The 19,891-nt window shown below is 42.6% G+C and carries 21 protein-coding genes; 5 read left to right on the top strand and 16 right to left on the bottom strand.

Going from position 1 to position 19,891, the window contains the following annotated elements; translation table 11 throughout:
* Nucleotides 1–188 precede the first annotated feature (188 nt).
* Entirely contained in the window at nt 189–626 is a 438-nt protein-coding gene (locus HOP38_RS21195; RefSeq protein WP_006072747.1) for a DUF3069 domain-containing protein, read from the top strand.
* 44 nt (nt 627–670) lie between these two features.
* On the opposite strand, the gene modC is transcribed toward HOP38_RS21195, so the two are convergent.
* The 4 genes from modC to HOP38_RS21175 are packed head-to-tail and all read right to left on the bottom strand — an operon-like array spanning nt 671 to nt 4,702.
* Complete coding sequence (modC, locus tag HOP38_RS21190) at nt 671–1,783, bottom strand: molybdenum ABC transporter ATP-binding protein ModC (RefSeq protein WP_198558914.1); 1,113 nt, start codon at nt 1,781–1,783, stop codon at nt 671–673.
* A complete protein-coding gene (modB, locus tag HOP38_RS21185) occupies nt 1,780–2,472 on the bottom strand; it encodes a molybdate ABC transporter permease subunit (RefSeq protein WP_124942076.1) in 693 nt (230 codons plus the stop codon). The genes modC and modB overlap by 4 nt, the downstream gene beginning before the upstream one ends.
* Before the next feature lie 2 nt (nt 2,473–2,474).
* On the bottom strand, nt 2,475–3,233 hold the full coding sequence (gene modA, locus HOP38_RS21180) for a molybdate ABC transporter substrate-binding protein (protein ID WP_198558913.1): 759 nt from the start codon (nt 3,231–3,233) through the stop codon (nt 2,475–2,477).
* The gene (locus tag HOP38_RS21175; RefSeq protein WP_198558912.1) at nt 3,233–4,702 is read right to left on the bottom strand and encodes a cobyric acid synthase; all 1,470 of its coding nucleotides are present in this window, start codon (nt 4,700–4,702) and stop codon (nt 3,233–3,235) included. The genes modA and HOP38_RS21175 overlap by 1 nt, the downstream gene beginning before the upstream one ends.
* 179 nt (nt 4,703–4,881) lie before the next feature.
* Between HOP38_RS21175 and HOP38_RS21170 the strand changes: the two genes are divergently transcribed.
* Both HOP38_RS21170 and HOP38_RS21165 read left to right on the top strand, forming a co-directional pair.
* On the top strand, nt 4,882–5,259 hold the full coding sequence (locus tag HOP38_RS21170; RefSeq protein WP_198558911.1) for a YgiW/YdeI family stress tolerance OB fold protein: 378 nt from the start codon (nt 4,882–4,884) through the stop codon (nt 5,257–5,259).
* 112 nt (nt 5,260–5,371) lie between these two features.
* Nucleotides 5,372–5,908 carry a hypothetical protein gene (locus HOP38_RS21165; protein ID WP_006072758.1) on the top strand — a complete coding sequence of 179 codons (537 nt, stop codon included), beginning with the start codon at nt 5,372–5,374 and terminating at the stop codon, nt 5,906–5,908.
* A gap of 62 nt (nt 5,909–5,970) precedes the next feature.
* Here the strand turns inward: HOP38_RS21165 and HOP38_RS21160 are convergent, their stop codons facing one another.
* From HOP38_RS21160 to nrdD, 4 genes are all read right to left on the bottom strand, one after another.
* Nucleotides 5,971–6,687: an ATP-dependent zinc protease family protein gene (locus HOP38_RS21160; RefSeq protein ID WP_124942073.1), complete on the bottom strand. Its 717-nt coding sequence runs from the start codon at nt 6,685–6,687 to the stop codon at nt 5,971–5,973.
* A gap of 51 nt (nt 6,688–6,738) precedes the next feature.
* On the bottom strand, nt 6,739–7,923 hold the full coding sequence (locus HOP38_RS21155; protein WP_171393370.1) for an amino acid aminotransferase: 1,185 nt from the start codon (nt 7,921–7,923) through the stop codon (nt 6,739–6,741).
* Nucleotides 7,924–8,059: 136 nt separating this feature from the next.
* Nucleotides 8,060–8,530 (bottom strand): anaerobic ribonucleoside-triphosphate reductase-activating protein, encoded by a 471-nt coding sequence (gene nrdG / locus HOP38_RS21150; RefSeq protein WP_198558910.1) that lies wholly within the window; start codon nt 8,528–8,530, stop codon nt 8,060–8,062.
* A 32-nt stretch (nt 8,531–8,562) separates the two neighbouring features.
* Complete coding sequence (nrdD, locus tag HOP38_RS21145; RefSeq protein WP_038226824.1) at nt 8,563–10,683, bottom strand: anaerobic ribonucleoside-triphosphate reductase; 2,121 nt, start codon at nt 10,681–10,683, stop codon at nt 8,563–8,565.
* Between the two features lie 296 nt (nt 10,684–10,979).
* Here nrdD and HOP38_RS21140 point away from each other — a divergent pair, with 296 nt between their 5' ends.
* The gene (locus tag HOP38_RS21140) at nt 10,980–11,873 is read left to right on the top strand and encodes an endonuclease/exonuclease/phosphatase family protein (RefSeq protein ID WP_242456564.1); all 894 of its coding nucleotides are present in this window, start codon (nt 10,980–10,982) and stop codon (nt 11,871–11,873) included.
* A 140-nt stretch (nt 11,874–12,013) separates the two neighbouring features.
* Here HOP38_RS21140 and HOP38_RS21135 read toward each other — a convergent pair whose 3' ends face one another.
* From HOP38_RS21135 to HOP38_RS21125, 3 genes are all read right to left on the bottom strand, one after another.
* On the bottom strand, nt 12,014–12,448 hold the full coding sequence (locus tag HOP38_RS21135) for a YeeE/YedE family protein (RefSeq protein WP_006072768.1): 435 nt from the start codon (nt 12,446–12,448) through the stop codon (nt 12,014–12,016).
* Nucleotides 12,449–12,459: 11 nt separating this feature from the next.
* Entirely contained in the window at nt 12,460–12,876 is a 417-nt protein-coding gene (locus tag HOP38_RS21130; RefSeq protein WP_088878468.1) for a YeeE/YedE family protein, read from the bottom strand.
* A 91-nt stretch (nt 12,877–12,967) separates the two neighbouring features.
* On the bottom strand, nt 12,968–13,303 hold the full coding sequence (locus HOP38_RS21125) for an ArsR/SmtB family transcription factor (RefSeq protein WP_006072772.1): 336 nt from the start codon (nt 13,301–13,303) through the stop codon (nt 12,968–12,970).
* A 161-nt stretch (nt 13,304–13,464) separates the two neighbouring features.
* Between HOP38_RS21125 and HOP38_RS21120 the strand changes: the two genes are divergently transcribed.
* The gene (locus HOP38_RS21120; protein ID WP_198558908.1) at nt 13,465–15,168 is read left to right on the top strand and encodes an FAD-dependent oxidoreductase; all 1,704 of its coding nucleotides are present in this window, start codon (nt 13,465–13,467) and stop codon (nt 15,166–15,168) included.
* 73 nt (nt 15,169–15,241) lie between these two features.
* Here the strand turns inward: HOP38_RS21120 and HOP38_RS21115 are convergent, their stop codons facing one another.
* The 5 genes from HOP38_RS21115 to HOP38_RS21095 all read right to left on the bottom strand — a co-directional run bounded on the left by HOP38_RS21115 (nt 15,242) and on the right by HOP38_RS21095 (nt 19,823).
* Nucleotides 15,242–15,637: a cytochrome b562 gene (locus tag HOP38_RS21115; RefSeq protein WP_198558907.1), complete on the bottom strand. Its 396-nt coding sequence runs from the start codon at nt 15,635–15,637 to the stop codon at nt 15,242–15,244.
* Nucleotides 15,638–15,755: 118 nt separating this feature from the next.
* Nucleotides 15,756–16,499: a phosphatase gene (locus HOP38_RS21110; protein WP_006072778.1), complete on the bottom strand. Its 744-nt coding sequence runs from the start codon at nt 16,497–16,499 to the stop codon at nt 15,756–15,758.
* A gap of 97 nt (nt 16,500–16,596) precedes the next feature.
* Nucleotides 16,597–17,073: an RNA-binding S4 domain-containing protein gene (locus HOP38_RS21105; RefSeq protein ID WP_006072779.1), complete on the bottom strand. Its 477-nt coding sequence runs from the start codon at nt 17,071–17,073 to the stop codon at nt 16,597–16,599.
* Between the two features lie 104 nt (nt 17,074–17,177).
* Entirely contained in the window at nt 17,178–17,663 is a 486-nt protein-coding gene (locus tag HOP38_RS21100) for a hypothetical protein (protein ID WP_006072781.1), read from the bottom strand.
* Between the two features lie 9 nt (nt 17,664–17,672).
* Complete coding sequence (locus HOP38_RS21095; RefSeq protein WP_240205349.1) at nt 17,673–19,823, bottom strand: LruC domain-containing protein; 2,151 nt, start codon at nt 19,821–19,823, stop codon at nt 17,673–17,675.
* Nucleotides 19,824–19,891 lie beyond the last annotated feature (68 nt).

The raw sequence follows: 19,891 nt of genomic DNA, 5'->3' as shown, positions 1-19,891 counted from the left end.
CCCTAATGAGTCAGATATAACACATATTAGGACAATATTCATCCAGTCCCACTTTAATCAGAGTTTTAACGTATTGATAAGGTTGATTTGTCCAATATCGGGAGGATTTTTACTGAGACTTCGATTATTATTGACTTTTACATCGCTTCTCCTAGGATAGGCGCAATTTTACACACTGAGATAGTAGTATGTCTGAGACACAAAATAACGAAGCAACCAAAGTTGACTTAGAGTTGGTATCCCCAGAATTACGTCAAGTAATCACGTTTGATGACGTGCCTGAAGAATTGCATAACATGGTGGTTTCCATTCACGAGGTGACTGAAGAAGCTGTGCGTGAAGCTTGGGACACATTACCTGCCAGTGCACAAAATATCCTTGATAACTTTGAGCAGTTCCATGCTTTAATTTCAGTTAGTCAAGCATTTGCGGGCGTCAGCACAATGGAAGAATTCACAACGATGGATTTCCCTGCCGACATGACTGACGAAGAGAAAGAAGACTATCGAGCTCAACTGCTGGATAAAGTCTTAAGCAACTGTATTCGTGATATGGTTAAGCAGATTAAGAAAGCGCGTCGTGATGCTATTCTGAAGCGTGATTTTAAAGAAGTATTTGAGAAATAAAGTACTTTGTTCTCGTTTAAAAGGTCGCGAATTCGCGACCTTTTCTATATTTGCGGTTCGATCGCCACATCTCTTTGAGAGACACTGACACCTTTTATCTGAGCATACACTTTCTGGCCAACTTCTAGCGCAAGGTCATCAATAGCCCACTGAGTAACTGTTGCTATCAATTTTTGTTGATTTGTCAGTGAGAGAATGACTTCCACACTCTGCCTTGATGTGCCTTTGCCTCCCAGATGAATAGCTTCTACCGTACAAGATAAAATATTACGGATCGATGTTTTACTTGGGCGTTCCAGCGCAATGGATACATCACTTGCTCTTACTCTCAATCGAACATGTTCACCTATCACGCCTTCTGTGTGTTGAACCCATAAATAATGCTGTTCAGTTAGCGCTACTTTCGTAAGCCCGTAATAACTGTTTTGCTCCAGAATCTCTCCCTTAAACAAGGAACTTCTATCTGAAAATGATTGCCACGACTGCATAATCGGTGAACTCCAAACGTTCTCAATGGTATCACTCTCCACAACTTTGCCATCTTCGATGACTACTAGATGCTGAGCAAGACGAAGGATTTCATTCAAACTATGAGTGACATAGAGAATTGGAATATCAATAGAGTGCGATAGTTTCTCTAAAAACGGCATTAGTTCACGTTTACGTGAAATATCCAATGACGCTAATGGCTCATCCATTAACAAAATTTGTGGTTTACTTAGGAGTGCTCTTCCGATTGCAACACGCTGTTTCTCTCCTCCTGACAGGCTGCTTGGATAACGATTTAGTAAATCCCCAATAGCTAAAAGCCCAACAATTTCATTGAAATACGCTGGGTCGCAACCCGTGACGCCGTAACGCAAATTGCGACTGACAGTCATATGGGGAAATAATCTTGCGTCTTGGAACACGTAACCCACTTGCCTACTTTCAATCGCTACATCAAGTTTTAAGCTAGAGTCGAACAAAACGCGATCTGCGACTTCAATTAGCCCAGAATCTGGTGTTACCAAGCCGCTGACCAAATTAATCAACGTCGTTTTTCCTGCTCCAGAGCGTCCAAATATGGCCGTAATACCTTTCGCTGGTAGCTGTGTTTTTAAGTGAAAGCTTCTATCAGAGAAGTTCTTTTTTACGTCGAGACTTATTCTATTCATTTCGCTACACCCAATCGTTTACTCATCCAACGATTTAGTCCTTCTGCAAAATAGAGGGATGCAAGAGAAATAACAATCGAGATAATACATAGCCTCATCGCCGCATCTTCCGCACCAGGGGTCTCTAAGAAGTTGTACATAGCGAGTGGAATAGTTTGTGTTTCACCAGGAATATTCGACACAAAACTTATCGTAGCCCCAAACTCTCCCAAACTTCGGGCAAATGAGAGCATAGTTCCGCTAATCACTCCTGGAATAACGAGAGGCAAAGTGATGGTAAAGAAAACCTTTAATTGCGTAGCACCAAGCGTACGCGCAGCTTGCTCTAGTTTTTGATCGACGCTATCCATTGAGAGGCGAATAGAGCGAACCATTAGTGGGAGCGATACAATGATGCAAGCTACAACCGCTCCCCGCCAACTAAAGCTGAAACTAATGCCTGTAAGGTCATAAATGAACTTTCCTATAACGCCCTGTCTGCCCATAGAAATCAGTAATAGATAGCCAATAACCACGGGAGGAAGTACGAGAGGAAGATGAATCAAACTATCGAGAATACTCTTGCCGTAAAACTCTTTCTTACTTAGGATCCACGCTAATAAAACACCTATCGGTATAAGCCAAACTATAGCTACACCAGCTACCTTCAGGCTTAACTGTAATGCTTGAATTTCGTAGTCTGTTAACATGCTTATTGGTTACCATCCAATGGCGAAAATCCGTATTTGGCCAAGATTTGCTGGCCTGATTGAGACTGAATAAACTCTACAAACTCTTGGGTCTCGTGGCGAGAATTCAATTTAACTAGCGGGTAAATAATAGGATCATGGGTCGTGTCAGGAAAAGCGCCGATTACATCAACAGAATCGCTTGCCATCGCATCAGTTTTATAGACGATCCCCAATGGAGCCTCATTTCTCTCAACCAAAGCTAATACTTGTCTAACATTATTAACTGGCGCTAAATGAGAACGTACAGACGCCCAAACATTTAAAGATTCGAGCGATTGTTTGGCATAGATACCAGCGGGTACAGAGGACACAGTCCCTATCGCCAAACGTTCACCATTTAACCATTGGTCCCAACTCTTCGCAGAATCGAACACAAACGCACTTTTATGTGATACGGCGTTATTTTTGATTAACACCAGCCGATTTTGTGCAATGTTGGATACATTTTCTGCTTCGACTGTCCCTTTCTTTATTAAATAGTCCACCCATTTAACGTTAGCAGAAATGAAAAGATCCGCTGGAGCGCCCTGATAAATCTGACGTGCTATAGAAGAAGAACCACCATAAACCTTTACTACATCAACATTTGATTGCTGATTAAACTCACTGGCTAATTCATCAACGGCATTCGTCATAGAAGACGCAGCGTATATATTAAGCGTTGCCGCCAATGTTGCTGGTGACAGTGTAACTAAAAGTAAAATTAATAACTTTTTCATCAGTTTGTGAAACCCAAGTCTGGCCAGAGTTGTTGAAGGTCTAGGTGGTTTTCGAGAGCATCCGCTATCGTATCCAGCGCTTGTTCCTTTTCATCGTTAATCGAATAACTAGAAACAGACTCTCCGTTTACCCAGCGCACCAATAAAGATACAAATTCGGAAGAGTCCAGTATGCCATGAAGGTAGGTTCCAATTACTTGATTATCCTCACTAATAGCACCATCTTTCGTGCCAATACTGAGTTCAATAAGTGGCTGGCTTGAAACCTTGCTTTGTCCCGCATGTATTTCATAACCAGAAACGCTTACGCTTGTACCTTCAAGAGATAACACACCAGTGACGTTGGTCAGCTGTTTCTCTGGGAGTAGTTCAGTGTCAACATCAAGTAAGGCTAAACCATCACTAGTTCCGATTTTTCCTTCGATACCGAGTGAATCGGTAATGTGCTTGCCTAATATTTGAAATCCACCACAGATTCCCATCACCTTTCCGCCAAATCGTAGATGTCGATAGATATCCTTATCCCACCCCTGCTCTCTCAGATAGCTAAGGTCATCTCTAACAGATTTCGTGCCCGGAAGAATAATCAAATCAGCATTATCGATTCGCTCTCCCTTACCAACGTATCGAAAGTCTATTTCAGGATGTAATCGGAGAGCGTCAAAATCGGTGTGATTACTAATACGAGTAAGTATGGGAACCACGACCCTTAGTTTAGTTGTTTCGGCGGTCACGTACTCCGCAGTGATGGCGTCTTCTGCTTCGATATTAAGGCCGTGTATAAAAGGGATTACGCCAATTACTGGCTTCCCTGTTTTTTGTTCTAACCATTCAAGCCCTGGCTCTAGCAATGAAATGTCACCCCGAAAGCGATTAATAACAAAACCAACGACTCGATTCTGTTCACTCTCAGATAGCAATGCTAATGTACCGTATAAATGAGCGAATACTCCTCCACGGTCGATGTCTGCCACAATAATAACAGGAACATCGGCTTCTTCAGCAAAACCCATATTGGCAATATCGTTTTGTCTAAGATTGATCTCTGCTGGGCTTCCTGCACCTTCGATCATGATGGCGTCGAAATGATTGGCTAGTTTAGAAAAAGAATCAAGAACATAAGGCATAGCCACTTTTTTGTAGTCGTGGAAGCCAACTGCATCCATATTAGCAAAAGCTTTGCCTTGAATGATAATTTGAGCACCAGTATCGGAATTGGGTTTAATCAGAACCGGATTCATGTCCACTGTCGCGTCAACACGAGCTGCTTGCGCTTGAACAGCTTGCGCACGGCCTATTTCGCCGCCATCTTTCGTGACGGCACTGTTCAATGCCATGTTTTGAGGCTTGAATGGGGCAACACTGATCCCTTTCCGCGCTAAGACCCGGCATAATCCTGCCACTAAGACGCTTTTACCTGCGTCTGAAGTTGTTCCTTGAACCATTAGAGCTTGTGAAGTGCGACGCATATATTCTCAAATTGCTATGAAGTCTTTGGTAAGTTTACCTTTTTTACTCCTCAGACCCAACCGACAGCCTAAAAAACCTCAGTGAATGGAAAATGAATGCCACACTCAGCAATGGTTAAGCTTAACTACGTTTTAATAGTAATCGACAACTAAAGAGACACTCTAAAAGGAACCAAGTTATGAAAAAAACGGTATTGAGTCTAGCAGCGGCACTAATTCTTACTCCAACTCTTGTGTTAGCAAAAGACGGTGGGCACCATGATTCTAAATCGCCTAGCGTCGTATATACAGGGCCGGTTGAAACGATTTCTGTAACCGAGCTATTAACTGATACCAGTATGTTTACTGAGAAAAACGTTATTGTTGATGGCTATTTAGTTCGTCAAGTTCGGGACGATAAGTTTATTTTCAGTGACGGTGATGCTGAAATTCAAGTAGATATGGACGATGCGCGATTAACTACACCTATTAATAATGAAACTAAAGTAAGAATTTTCGGAGAGTACGAAGGTGGAAATACACCAGAAATTGAGGTTGACCACATTCAAATAATGTAAAGAAAAGTTCGACTTAGTCAAAAATGGTCTGTATTTTGCAGACCATTTTTCTATATACTGGACAAACTCATTTTTAGAGACTATGTCGACATCAATTCATCACGGAGTTCTCATGCTAGGTAAAGCAAGCCGTACTGCCCTATTATCATTGGCAGTCGCCGCCCCTTCGTTGGTTTACGCTAACAACTTCAACTACAATGCTTTTCAAGTTCGCTTAGGCGCCGATCCTGGTACTGTTGGAGCTGAATTTACAACGTTTTTCACAGAAAACACCCACTTTATACTTCGTGGCGACAGTCGATTTGAAGGTGATTGGGACGTGGCTGGCGGTATTGGTTTTAACGGACCAGCTGGTCAATTCGCAGATGTGTATGGACAATTACTAGTGCATAACATAAAAACAAAGAGCCACGACAAGTGGAATACAGACTTCGCATCTGAGTTTAATATCGGCTCCCGTATTTGGTTCCTTCAAAATGTGGAAGGTGATGCTCGAATTGGTATGCTTAACGGGCATGATGACACTAAATTCATTTGGAAAGTGGGCGCACGTTTCCATTCAACAGACGTGCTTTCACTCGGTGCCGCCATATTTGACAACGGAACCTACGGAAACCAAGTCGAAATGTCTGTTGCATTTAACTTCTAGCTTCTAATATAAAAAAATGGCTTTCCGATTGGAAAGCCATTTTTTATTACCGGTTACTTGGATTATTTATTGCTTGGTTTAGGTTGGACGTATTTACGACTCACATCCACAAGAGCAATATCTCTAAAGAAACTACGACCTAATAACACTGGGTATTTGAGATGCGTACGGTCAGCCAAAGTAAACTCAGTCTTGCTAGTCATATCACCAATCTTAATGACGGATACAATAACTGGGCGTTTATCGCTTTCTTCGGAACTAGACTGTTTTACTTTCACCCAACGTTCAACTGGCATACTCATCTCTTTAGACTCTACACCACTATGCTTTACCTTGAACTTAACCCACTCTTTACCATCACGTTCAAATGGAACGATATCGACGGCACTCAGTGACGATGTGGTAGCCCCAGTGTCTATTCGAGCTTTAGTCGTAACTTTCATATCAACTAAACGAACATATTCTTGCTCACCTAGTATCAGTTTACCCTCTTCATTTTTCACTGGCGCAGGCTTAGCGACTGGCTTTTCTGGTTTAGCCTCAGGTTTCTCTGCGGGTTTTGTCTCTTTCTCTGGTTGTACTTTCTGAGTATCACTTTCTGTTTTTGTGCTCTCAGTTTCAGTTGCACTTTTTTCGGTTTCTTTTTCTGATTTTGCAGCTTCAGTGTCTTGCTTAGGCTGTTCAACTTGTGGTGGAGTCACTGGCTCAGTTGGTGTAGTAGAACAAGCTACTAAGCCACCACTTAACATCAGTGGTAAAATCACTTTCCACGGTTTCATTCATTCACCTTTATTAATTCTATTTCTGTGACGTGCAAAAATGCTCATCGATTATTGACTGACAGCAATCAGCGCATTGGCTACGTAGGGCAGTTGCGACTCAGATAAGCCAGCGATGTTAATTCGCCCATCGTCTACACCGTAGATAGCAAAGTCATTACGCAAACGCTGCATTTGCTCTGGTGTAAATCCTAGCACAGTAAACATGCCTTTGTGAGACATGATAAAGTCAAATTGATCAGATGAATGAGTATTTTTCAATTCTTTACAAAGGCCATCACGCAATGCAACTAATCGTTGTTGCATTTCAGTCAGTTCCGTTGACCACATGTTGGTTAAGTATTCATCGGCCAAGATGGTTTTGACCAATGCTGCACCATGGTCAGGTGGCATTGTGTACGTCGCTCGAGCTAGTGTAAGCAGTTTACCTTTCGCGTTCGCAGCCTCAGTCGCATTTTTACCAATGACGATCGCTGCTCCAGTGCGTTCACGATATAGCCCGAAGTTCTTAGAACATGAAGTAGTAAGGAGCATTTCTTCAACATTTTCAGCCATATATCGAAGACCATATGCATCTTGCTCTAAGCCGTCACCGAAGCCTTGATAAGCGACATCAACAAATGGTACAAAACCATTTTTCACGCTTAGCTCTGTGATGGTTTTCCAATCTTCTAACGATATATCAGCGCCAGTTGGATTGTGACAACATCCATGAAGCAATACGACGTCGCCTTGTCCTGCTTGAGCAATATCAGATAGCATTAAATCACGGTCAACCTGTTTAGTTGCTGGGTCAAAGTAGCGATAATACTTAACCTGTAGACCCGCTGCTTCCATTACTGGTTTATGGTTGACATAGCTTGGGTTTGAAAGCCAAACCGTTGTCCCTGGCTGAGCAACATTTAGTAAATCTCCCAACATACGCAAGCCACCACTCGCGCCCGGAGTTTGAATGACGGACATACGGTCATAAATAGGTGTTTCACCAAACACGACTTTAGCAATACTTTGGTTAAACTCTTCACACCCAGCAAGACCAACATAAGCTTTAGTCTGTTGTTCCGTAGTGACAATGCGCTGAGCTTCAGCAATGGCTTTCATTATTGGAGTTTGCCCGTCACTGTTACGATAAACGCCAATGCCTAAATCAACTTTGTCGGCACGTTCATCATTTCTAAAAGCAACGGATAAGGAAAGAATAGGATCGAGCACAGGCTCGGGTAATTGAGAGAACATGAAAGTCACAACCCTTTGAAATTCAAGTAGTGGCATCACGTTAGCATTAGATTAAAAATATTGAAATAGTTTTGTTCTAAACAGGATTAATTCGGAGTGTACATAGTAAAGGGAGCATTGCGCTCCCTCTTTTATATTAAAACTGTTTGAATCGATGAATCACTTGATTCGAACTGCCCCGCCATTCTAACTCTGGGTCAGCCAACTCTTTCTCGAATTTGCCATCGACAAGCACGTCTACTAGGTCAATCACTTGTTGTTGCTCAGGTGACAGCTCCTGTAACAAATAACCGCTCCAAAGCCAGATATCTTTATCGGGACATTCACGCCTTACTCGTTCCACCAGCCGTAGTATGCGGCTTACATTAGAGGGGTGTAACGGGTCTCCTCCAGATAACGATAAACCTCTCTTCTTAATACGAGTATCGTTTAGATCCGCAATGATCCGATCTTCCATCTCATCGGTAAAGCTATGTCCTGAATGCAAAGACCATGTCGCTTGGTTATAGCAGCCTCGACATTGGTGAACACAACCCGAAACAAAGAGAGTACAACGCGTACCAGGTCCATTGACTACGTCGATAGGATGATACTGATGATAATTCATATATTGACTCTCTTGATTCTTAGTAATTGATATTAAAGGTGTTTAACGCGACGTTTAACTTCTTCTTGTTTACCAAAGTTAAATGGGCGCGCATCTGGACTACCTAAATAACCGCATACACGACGCGTTACAGATACTCGAGTAGAGTCGTGGTTACCACATTTAGGGCAAGTGAAGCCTTTGCTAGTGCAGTCAAACTCTCCCATGTAGCCACATTCATAACACTCGTCAATCGGTGTGTTCGTACCATAGTAAGGAACGCGCGTGTAACTGTAGTCCCATACATTCTCTAATGCTTCAATGTTACGCTGCATATTTGGGAATTCGCCGTAACAAATGAAACCACCAGAGGAGATTTCTGGGTAAGGCATTTCAAAGTCAATCTTGTCGTATGGATTAACTTTCTTTTGCACGTCCAAGTGGAAGCTATTGGTGTAGTAGCCTTTGTCTGTCACCCCTTCGATGATCCCAAACTCTTTAGTATCAATTTGGCAGAAACGACTACATAGGTTTTCACTTGGCGTACCGTACAAGCTAAATGCGTAGCCGGTTTCTTCAGCCCATTGGTTTACCACTTGCTTCATGTGCTTAATAACATCAAGCGCCATGTCGCGCATAGTATTGTCATCGTACATATGAACGTCATTACCAAAAAGAGCCGTAACCATCTCATGAATACCAATGTAACCAAGAGAAATTGAAGCACGACCATTCTTAAAAATTGGTGCGATAGAGTCGTCTGCTTTTAGACGTACACCACATGCGCCTTCCATATAAAGGATTGGGGCAACACGAGCCTTAACTTTCTCTAGACGACTAATACGTGTTTCAAGAGCTTTACGCGCCAGCACTAAACGGTCGTTTAATAACTCATAAAACTTCTCAACACTACCATTGGCTTTGATAGCAATGCGAGGAAGGTTCAAGCTCACAACACCAAGGTTATTGCGCCCTTCATGTTGAAGTTCACCGTTTTCTTCGTATGTACCAAGGAAACTACGACAACCCATTGGCGTTTTAAATGACCCCGTTACTTCAACCACTTTATCGTAGTTTAAAATATCTGGGTACATACGCTTAGACGCACACTCTAACGCTAGCTGTTTAACATCGTAGTTTGGATCTTCAGACTTATGATTTAAGCCATCTTTGATTGCAAACACCAATTTAGGGAATACTGCTGTTTTGCTGTTTTTGCCAAGACCAGCGATTCGATTCTTCAGAATCGACTGTTGGATAAGTTTTGACTCCCAACTCGTACCAAGTCCAAAGCCGAAAGTAACAAATGGTGTTTGACCATTGGCAGTGTGCAAGGTGTTGACTTCGTACTCTAATGATTGGAATGCGTCATAACATTCTTTCTCCGTACGAGCTTGAGCAAATGCTTCTGGCTGGTGAATGTCCCACTCTTGAGCAATTTGAAGATGTTTGTCATAGCTTGCTTTTACGTAAGGCGCTAAGACTTCATCAATACGGTTAATCGTTGTGCCACCATAAATATGACTTGCCACTTGAGCAATAATCTGTGCGGTTACAGCTGTAGCAGTTGAAATTGATTTAGGAGTATCAATCTCAGCATTACCCATCTTAAAGCCATGCGTTAACATGCCTTTTAAATCAATGAGCATACAGTTAAACATCGGGAAGAAAGGCGCGTAATCAAGATCGTGATAATGGATGTCGCCTTCGTCGTGTGCTTGCACAACGTCCCTAGGAAGAATTCGAGTCTTCGCATAGTGTTTAGCGACGATACCCGCCAACAAATCACGCTGCGTCGGGATAACCTTGCCATCTTTATTAGCGTTCTCATTAAGAAGATCGGCGTTGCTTTCTTCAATCAGACCTTCGATCTCTTTAGTCAGAGCGCTTTTCTTTTCACGAGCAATATCACGGTCATGACGATATTCAATGTACGAACGAGCAAGTCCTTTATATGGACCTTGCATTAGTTCATTCTCTACCGCTGTTTGAATTTCTTGAATGTCTACATGTTCGCAATCCTGCAGTTTGAGCTCTACCGCTAAAGCCACATTTTTAGCGTAGATTTCGAGCTCTTTATCTGCATGTTCCGCCGCACTTACCACAGCAGCTTCAATACGATCCTTTGTAAACGGAGCACGAGAGCCGTCTCTCTTGATTACGATTGTTTTCACCCTTTCTCCTTACCCAAAGTATACTCACAGAGTTATCCACAAATACACTATATAGGGTTGTTACATTTTATTCTGACACAATATATTGTGGTGTATTTAACGAAAAGCACCAAACCAAAGTATTGATTCAGATCAATAAAAATTGGCTACTGAGCAAGAAGAATTCGATCTAGATGAAGTAGATCTCATATGAAGGAAAAACAAAATTTTTCACGAAATTTAACGCATTTTTGGTTGCAATTTTAGTAACGCTTGCGGCACATTGGCTGTGAGGGAATTTTAAAATGGCAAGTGCGATGAAAAGAACATTAAGTTATTACAAGTGGTTATTTTCTTTAGTAATTGGAATATCACTTTTTCCTACATTGGTGTCAGCAACAACGTTTACTACATGGAATATTGAATGGTTAACGCTTAATCCATCATCAAAGTTCGAAGCAAGTCAAAGGGGCAAGGACGACTTTCTCGCTTTAGCACGTCAATTTGAAGTCCTTTCGCCCTCCGTTTTGGCGTTTCAAGAAGTAGATAGTCAGGAAGCCATCCGTAAAATAGTTGGCAACGATTACGACATTTATTTGTCGGATCGTGCACTACTATCTAATAAACAACATCAATTCTCCGCGATTAACCAATACACTGGCTTCGCTGTGAAAAAGGGTTTGTCCATCAAAGACGCAGCGGACTTCCCTCTTAGTACAGGTAGTAAACTAAGATTTGCTTCTGCAATCAAACTTAACGTGGACAACAAAACAATAAACCTGTTGTCAGTGCACTTAAAAGCCGGTTGCTCGGGAAAATTCGTCAATCAAAACTCATGTCATACTTTAAAAAAACAAGGAAAAGTCATAAATAGTTGGCTAAAGCAGGTCGAACAACAAAACGAGTTATACATTTTGTTGGGTGATTTCAATCACAACCTAGCGTATAACGGCGATTGGTTATGGAAGACAATCACCAATGGTCTAGATACTGCGCCGCGTTTAACCTCTCAGCAAACTAAAGCCACGTGTAAAGTAAAATCTCGCAAGAATAACGACAGAATACACCAATTTCGCTCTCTCATCGATCACATCATCGTCAGTCCAGAGTTAAGAACAAGTCCTGCTGTTCAAAGTCTCATGCCAGTCGAGGACGTGCTAAAGCACCAAATGAGTGATCACTGCCCTTTATCGATAGAGTTGTATGATTAACTAGAGATGACATTTCCAATTTTGATGTTTACAGTATTTTGGTTATTACTTAACCCAACCTTCAAGAGTGATCTTCTTGGTGGGCATAACGCTGTAATGTCACTTTAGTTGAGGAGTAATCCAATAAATACGGTAAGCCACTACGCTGCTTGTTTTCCGTTTTCTTTCCTTGAGATATTATCGCCAATGAACATACCAACCAACATAGTGACAACAAAACCCAATACGCTATAACTGCCGTTTGCCATCGATGCAATTGCGGGTCCCGGGCAGATACCTGCAATCCCCCAACCTAACCCAAACAGAGCGGCACCGCTTAGTAGCTGACTATCAATTTTCTTGTTGTCGGACAAGCAGAATGAATCTGCACATACTGGTTCCTTTCTCTTGCGGATGATTAGCCAATAGCTTGGTGCAAATACCAATAATGCTCCACCCATTACAAACGCCAAATCAGGTGACCAATGGCCAGTAACGTCGAGAAAAGCAATGACATTCTTCGGGTCACTCATGCCTGAGATGATCATACCTGCGCCAAATAGCAAACCTGCAACGATAGATATCAACCTTTGCATATTCAAAACTCCTAAAGCACGTGTGTCATAACAAATGTGGTCAACATGGCCACCACCATAAAGGTTACAGTCGCCATTACTGATCGAACAGATAGTCGACCCATTCCGCAAATACCATGGCCACTTGTACAGCCATTGCCTAATTTAGTACCCATACCCACGAGTAAACCTGAGATAAGAACTAATGGTGTTGACACGACCATAGCAACAGGGGCTAATCCAAACCATTTTGCGGTTGCTACTCCGCCGACAACCATTCCCAATACGAACAATACACGCCAGCTTGTATCGCCGGCTCTTCCTTTATAGATTTTGCTCACTATGCCGCTAATACCAGCTACTTTGCCGTTGAACAATAGTAAAATAGTCGCGGAAAGCCCTAGCATCATGCCGCCTAATAACGATGCCCACGGAATTGAAAACTCCATTGTTACCTCACTAAGAGTTAAATCTAAAAATAATGTTAGTGGCAAAACTTAACGAAAATTTCGCAAATTGAACCCACTACAGAAAGCCCTATCAATGGCAATATAAACTATGTAATTGGCTTATAAGCCCTGCAACTCTCTGATCTTTTAAAGAGTAATAGACATGTTGAGCTTCTTTTCTTATCCCTACTAGCCCTGCTTTCTTCAATACTGACAGATGTTGGGAGAAAGCAGACTGGCTTAGGTTTGAGTTGGACTGAAGCTGGCCTGCACCTTGTTCGCCATCTACAAGCTGGCATAAAACAAATAGCCTATCAGGGTGTGATAATGTTTTGAGTACATCCGCTACATCGATGACTCGGCTTTTCATTTCCATTAAGTCCACAACGGCAGTCTCCACGATTTGATCATTTTGCATAGCGCGCATTATCTATCCAATTCATTACATTAGTCAATACTTAATTAGCTTTTTAATATTTAGATAATTTTACATTAGACATTTCTAATTTTATTGATATAGTAACGACAAATGAACATTGAATGCACGTTTAGAACATCGCACCTAAACGACACTGACAGAGGTAAAGTATGACTAAGATTTTAATCGTAGGCGGAGTTGCAGGTGGCGCATCTGCAGCAGCAAGAGCTCGACGTTTGAGTGAAGAAGCCGAAATTATTATGTTTGAGCGCGGACCTTTCGTTTCATTTGCAAATTGTGGTCTTCCCTATCACATAGGTGGAGATATCACCGACCGTTCAAAGTTATTACTTCAAACTCCAGAGAGTTTCCTCGCTCGTTTTAATGTTGACGTTCGTGTTATGAACGAAGTCATTTCCATCGATAAACAGAACAAATTTGTTACTGTTCGCAACTTCGTTGATGGTAGTGAATATTCTGAAAGTTATGACTTTCTATTACTAAGTCCTGGCGCGGCTCCATTTGTACCGACCATACCAGGCATTGATAACCCATTGACTCATACCCTTCGCAATATCCCCGATATGGATCGAATCATAAAGACGATTCAAATGAATAAGCCTGAGCATGCAACAGTCGTTGGCGGTGGCTTTATCGGATTAGAAATGATGGAAGCTTTCCACCAGCTAGGAATCAGTACCACCTTAATAGAAATGGCCGATCAGGTGATGACGCCCGTTGATAAAGAAATGGCAGGTTTTGCACATGCAGAGATTAAACAAAGAGGCATTGATCTCAGATTGAGTGCAGCACTTGAATCTGTTGAGTATATTCCGAATGAACATATTGCCGGTCAAAATGCTGGAGAGACAAACGAACATCAACATTTACAAGGCAAGTTACGTTTAACATTAAACAATGGCGATGCGTTAAATACTGATATGCTTATCTTGTCTATTGGTGTCAGACCGGAAAATACCCTAGCCCAAAACGCAGACCTCGAACTTGGCGCGTTTGGTGGTATCTCGGTCAACGAACACCTACAAACCAGCGACCCGTATATTTATGCAGTAGGCGATGCTGTTGAAGATCCTGATTTCATCACAGGAAAACCTAGCTTCGTTCCGTTAGCTGGGCCTGCTAATCGTCAAGGTCGGATGGCTGCTGACAACATGTTAGGCCGTAAAGAGAGTTATCAAGGCACACAAGGTACTGCGATTGTTAAGATCTTCGATCTTGCTGTAGCGTCCGTGGGTAAAAACGAAAAGTTGCTTAAACGTGATAATATCGCGTACGAGAAAGTATACGTACATACCGCTAGTCATGCCGGTTATTACCCTGGTTCGGAAATAGTCTCGTTAAAGCTATTGTTTAGCCCCGAAACTGGCAAAATTCTTGGTGCGCAAGCAGCAGGAAAAGACGGCATTGATAAACGTATCGATGTTTTAGCTGTGGCTCAACGTGCAGGAATGACCGTAGAGCAGCTACAACATCTTGAACTAACTTACGCTCCCCCTTATGGCAGCGCCAAAGATGTCATCAACCAAGCAGCCTTCGTTGCCAATAATATTTTAAAAGGTGATGCAACACCGATACATTTCGATGAAATAGATAATTTGAGCGACAACCAGTTGTTGCTGGATGTACGTAATCCAGGTGAGTTAGAAAACGTTGGTTTCATTGACGGCGCAATTAATATACCCGTAGATCAGCTGCGCCAACGTATGGATGAGCTTCCTAAAGATAAAGAGATCATTATTTACTGCCAAGTGGGGTTACGCGGTAATGTTGCATATCGTCAATTAGTGAATAATGGCTATAAAGCCAAGAACTTAATTGGGGGCTACCGAACCTTTAAGTTTGCACAGGCATAGCGCTACCTATTTAATCTAAATCAAAAGGAGCACTCAAAGAGTGCTCCTTTTTAATGTCCGAATTCGATATCAGTTAACCAAACAGACGCTTCCAAATACTTGGATTACGCTTGTCATGGTACTCCAATCTCAAGCTGTCCACTTCACGTAATGATTGCTTGGCCGCTTCAAGGTCACCCTGATCCAGTTCCGCATTGACTTCACTTACCGCGCCTGACAGCTTTTTGAAACCTTCCAAATACAATTCTGTTTTCTCTGGTGGATAATCACCTTGCTTTGAGTCGGCAATTAGATTTTCCAAATCAAGTACTGGTTTGCGCATTTCGTCAATGGACTGAGCTTCTGCTGCTTGTTTAAATGCTAACTTCATGGCTTGCATGTTCTTCTTGAGGTCCACCCCCTCTGCTAGAGCACTAGTAGAAAATAAAAGAACTGATGTAAGCAGGCTAGCCGTAGTTATTTTTATCATTATTATTCCTTTTGAAGATCAATTAGACCCCAGTTTCCTGAGGTCTGAATACCGAGTTTACTAAATCTCGTTACTACAACGTTAATGAAATTGTTTCTAAACGTTATTTACGCAAATCTTAGAATTCGGCAAACTCTTCTATCGGTGCGCGTCCTCTCAGCTCTAGGAAATCCAAGAATTGACGAGCGTTGTAAGTAATAATCTTATCCGTCGGCATTTCAACCGTAGTCAGCAATTCACTGGTCAGTTCGAATAAACCAATGGTATCGCAAAAATGTGAGTCACTGCCTGTAGTGATGTACCCACCCGCGCGCTTTACTGCTCGAGCGATGTCATAGCAGCGGTCCACACTTCCGACTCGGCTGTGCCCTCTCAGCGTTGAGTTATTGATCTCTATTGCGACATGATTGGCTGCCGCACAGTCCGCTACGCTTTGAAAATCAAAGTCAAAGTTCGGATTTCCCAAATGTCCAAGCGCATCCACATTGCCACTTTCAATTGTATTGATGAGAGCTCGAGTGTGGTCCTCCTTAGTAGAAGGTTTAAACACAGGCTCATGAAAGCTGCCAATAATCCAATCAAGTGCTTTGTATGACGTAGGATGTACATCAATGTCCCCATTCACATTAAGAATATTTGCCTCTACACCGCGAATAATAGCAACGTCAGATAGAAACCTTGGGATAACACGTTGGTTGGAGAAAAACCAAAAGTGAGGGGCACCAGGCATTGAATCAGCATGATCTGTAGTACACAGGACTTTTAATCCATGTTCTTTTGCCGCTTTAGCATTTTCAATAATGGTGCTGTAGGCATGCCCACTTGCATAAGTATGAGTATGCGTATCTACCTCAAATTTCATTGTTATCTCCTCTATTGCTATTAAGCCTCTATTATCAGCGGAAACTGTGGCACTTTAACGACAGCGAATATCGATTGCTCGCATAACGTAAATCGTCTTAGAAAAAATCGATACCGCCACGTCCGCTATTAGGGTCTTTTGATTTAGAGCGCGCTTTATTCGGCTCAGTAGATTTCTTTTTCTGTTTAGCCGATTGCTCTTTCGTCTTTTTTTGCTGCTTGTTCTGCTTTTTTTGTTTTGACGAAGGCGCTGCTACCTCTGGCTGTTTAGGTTGCAGTTGTTTTCTTTCCTCAGGTTCAACAGGCGGTTTGTCACATACAACGACATAATATTCTTGGTTAAACTCAAAGAAGTCACCATCATACATTTTGCGTCGTTTTCGCGTTTCTAGCTCGCCATTCACCGCTACATAGCCTTCCGCTATAAAGTGCTTAGCTTCACCGCCGCCTCCAACAAGGTTTGCTACCTTAAATAGTTTGTATAGCTCGATTGGATGGCTTGAAACTTCGATACCAATAGCTTCAATCTCAATGGCATCGTCGTCATAGTGTTCGTCGTTGTATTCTTGGCTCATAATGTGATTTGAATCGAATATTTCCCCGCATTGTACTGTGTTGTTGACTAGCAAGCCATTAAAAAGCCCCGTAAAACGGGGCAATTCGTATTTTCCTCTTTTTCTCACCAAGCGAGGTTGTTACTACTCGCTGACACGAGTTTCTGAGCTGGTGGGTTACCATCATACGTCCAGATTTCAACTAAGAACGCATCAACGTGTTCTGCAGCTGAGAAATCGATTTGAGCACTCCCATTGTTCAGTGACGTAGAGGCGATTTTACTGTCGTACACTGGAGTGAGTACACCAGAGCCGTCGTCCTCATATTCTGTATAAACCGAGGCAAACGCTCTACCAGTTACGTCGTTACTTGCGTCAATGTCCAATGAGTAGTCTTCGATTGGCTTATAATCCAACGTATCCGGTATAGACAGATCACCCATTGTTCTTGATACTGACACTGTAACCGGAGCTGGAACCGGCTCAGGAGCGGCCTCGGTGGTATTCCCCGTAGAGCCCCCACCTGAAGAATCGCCGCCACCACCGCCACCGCCTCCACAAGCAGTGAGTGTTCCGAAGGCAATTAGTAAGGTTATATATTTGGTATTCATAATCATCTCCTAAGGAACGTAACATTTGCCGGGCGTAGCATATTGCGATTCAAACCAGTTTTGAGCATTCTCTCCAGATGACTCTGCGTAAGTAGCAAATTGAGGATACGCAACCACCAAATCGATATACTCTAGTGGCCACTCCCACTCGTCATTTATTAATAGCGCCCAAGGCAGATTCTCTGCTGTCTTAAAGTACACGCCAGTATTTGAGTTGCTTACATCGACGCCTAAGCCAGCGAACATATCTGCATCAAATTGCTCAGTTGGTTCGTAGTTAGGTAGGTGCACTTCCCATTTACGCCCTGGTTCAGTAAACCCATCTCCATGATACGTATTGTCTGTAGCGAAAATGAAAGGGTCGTACGGCATAGCCATTAACCCAGTAGTAGTGCCGCTATTGTAGTTAACGTGAACCGTAAAGTTGAGTTGTACATCCTCTTGCTCAGCACATGAAGACAAAGTCCTATGGAAATCGCAACCGTCTACTTTAAATGTCGACGTATCGTTAGTGATGATAATAATCGCTTCATTAGAAATCAGTTCTAATCCACTTGAAGCCAATGTCTCGCCGTTTTGGATTTGACGAGTGGTAGCGCTATCAATATCGTCACGATTGACACCTTTGAGTCGGATAGCAAAGCCATTATGGTAAGATGCACCCACTGCCCCTAAGTAACCATCAATCTTAGATTTAACTACTTGGTCGTTTTTGAGAATTTCCGTGACGCGGTAACGCACAACGACATCGTTCATGTCATAGTCGGCGGTATAAGGCCAGTTATCCTCAAACGCAACAGTGGCGTAACCGGTGGCATTGGGATAATAGCGAACGGTGATGCCATCTCCTGTAACCGTAAGAGCATGATCCTCGACTTCACCACTGGTTGAACCACCAAAATAATTTAACCCTGTTTGTTGACTAAAGCGGAAACGACTCCAAGTTGTACCCACTGTTGCATCAATATCAGCTGTAAAAACTAGATCGTTGTTTCCCGCAGATAGCGATTCGTCGGTAAAAATCTGCTCCCCCGCATCCGCAAAGTCACCATCTTGGTTCCAATCTATCCATGCAGACAGATACCCAGAGGTGGAAGCATTAACCCTAACAATACTATCAAGCCCAGGTTCGACCGCAGTAACAAATCCCACACCGTTTTCATCATCAGTGCCTACTTCATCATCCGCTAAATTGTTGTAACGTCCATCTTGTTCACCATCTGGTTCCCCACTTCCCAACCATGTACTACCGTCGAGCTCATGTCGTGGGCCATTGTCAGCAAGTTTTGTTGAGTAACTTTCCGGAGCATCTCCAAAATCAATGTTAGAGTCCTCATCTATCACTGGTGCATTCGCACATCGAGCGCCATCGTTTTGGTTCGAATTTGGACCATCGGCAAATTTGACAGCCGGAACTATGCCCGCAGCAATGTTTGCGGCATTACCCGGTGAAAGGTCAATGCGATAGATCTGACCATCTTGATTTCTCGACACATAATAGTAGCCATCTACATCGAAGTACCCTGCACCAAACGTACCCGTTTCGCCAGTATCACCAATATAAGTTTCCTGACCTGTGCTAGCGTTAAACGAATATAAAGCACCCGAGCCGTTATCTACGCCATAGAGCTTGCCGTCGCTTGGATGGAAAGCGAAGTCAGTGAGACTTACTACCGCACGCGTCGTCACTCGATTAACCGGTAAAACCGCACTACTATCACTCGCGAGCGGTGAAAGATCGATAGTAAACAGTCCTTTTCCTGTTCTATAAAGGTAATAAACACTTTCGTAGACATCACCGACATAAAAAGTGTGGTCAGTTGGTAAACCCGATGTATTCACGACTTCCGCTTGGAAGTCGCTCCCTAAACGAACGATTCGCTTATTGCTAGTGTCATATCCATAGATATAACGGTTGTCAAAGTCGAAACCGACACCGTTAATGTTCACATTCATACCAGTATCACTTTGCAATAGACTAGTCGAGCCCGTAACAAGGTTGACACCATAAACTTGAACTGGATTAGATTGGAAAAGATAAGCTTTGCTTGGGCACGTATCAAACGGCGCGGCGTTGCTAGACGTACTAAACAATAGTCCGCTCAGGGCTAAGGAAGCCACCAGTCGTTTTGTGCCTTGTGGTAACATCTGTTTTTTCATCTGCTGTTCCCTGCTTATGAATACTCAATCAGATGTCTACAAAACTCATGCCATATATTTATTTATTA

This window comes from Vibrio mediterranei (assembly GCF_013364395.1).
GTDB classification, from domain to species: Bacteria; Pseudomonadota; Gammaproteobacteria; order Enterobacterales; family Vibrionaceae; genus Vibrio; species Vibrio mediterranei.
The sequence above is the reverse complement of the archived record's forward strand: the minus strand, read 5'-3'. Positions and strand labels throughout refer to the sequence as shown.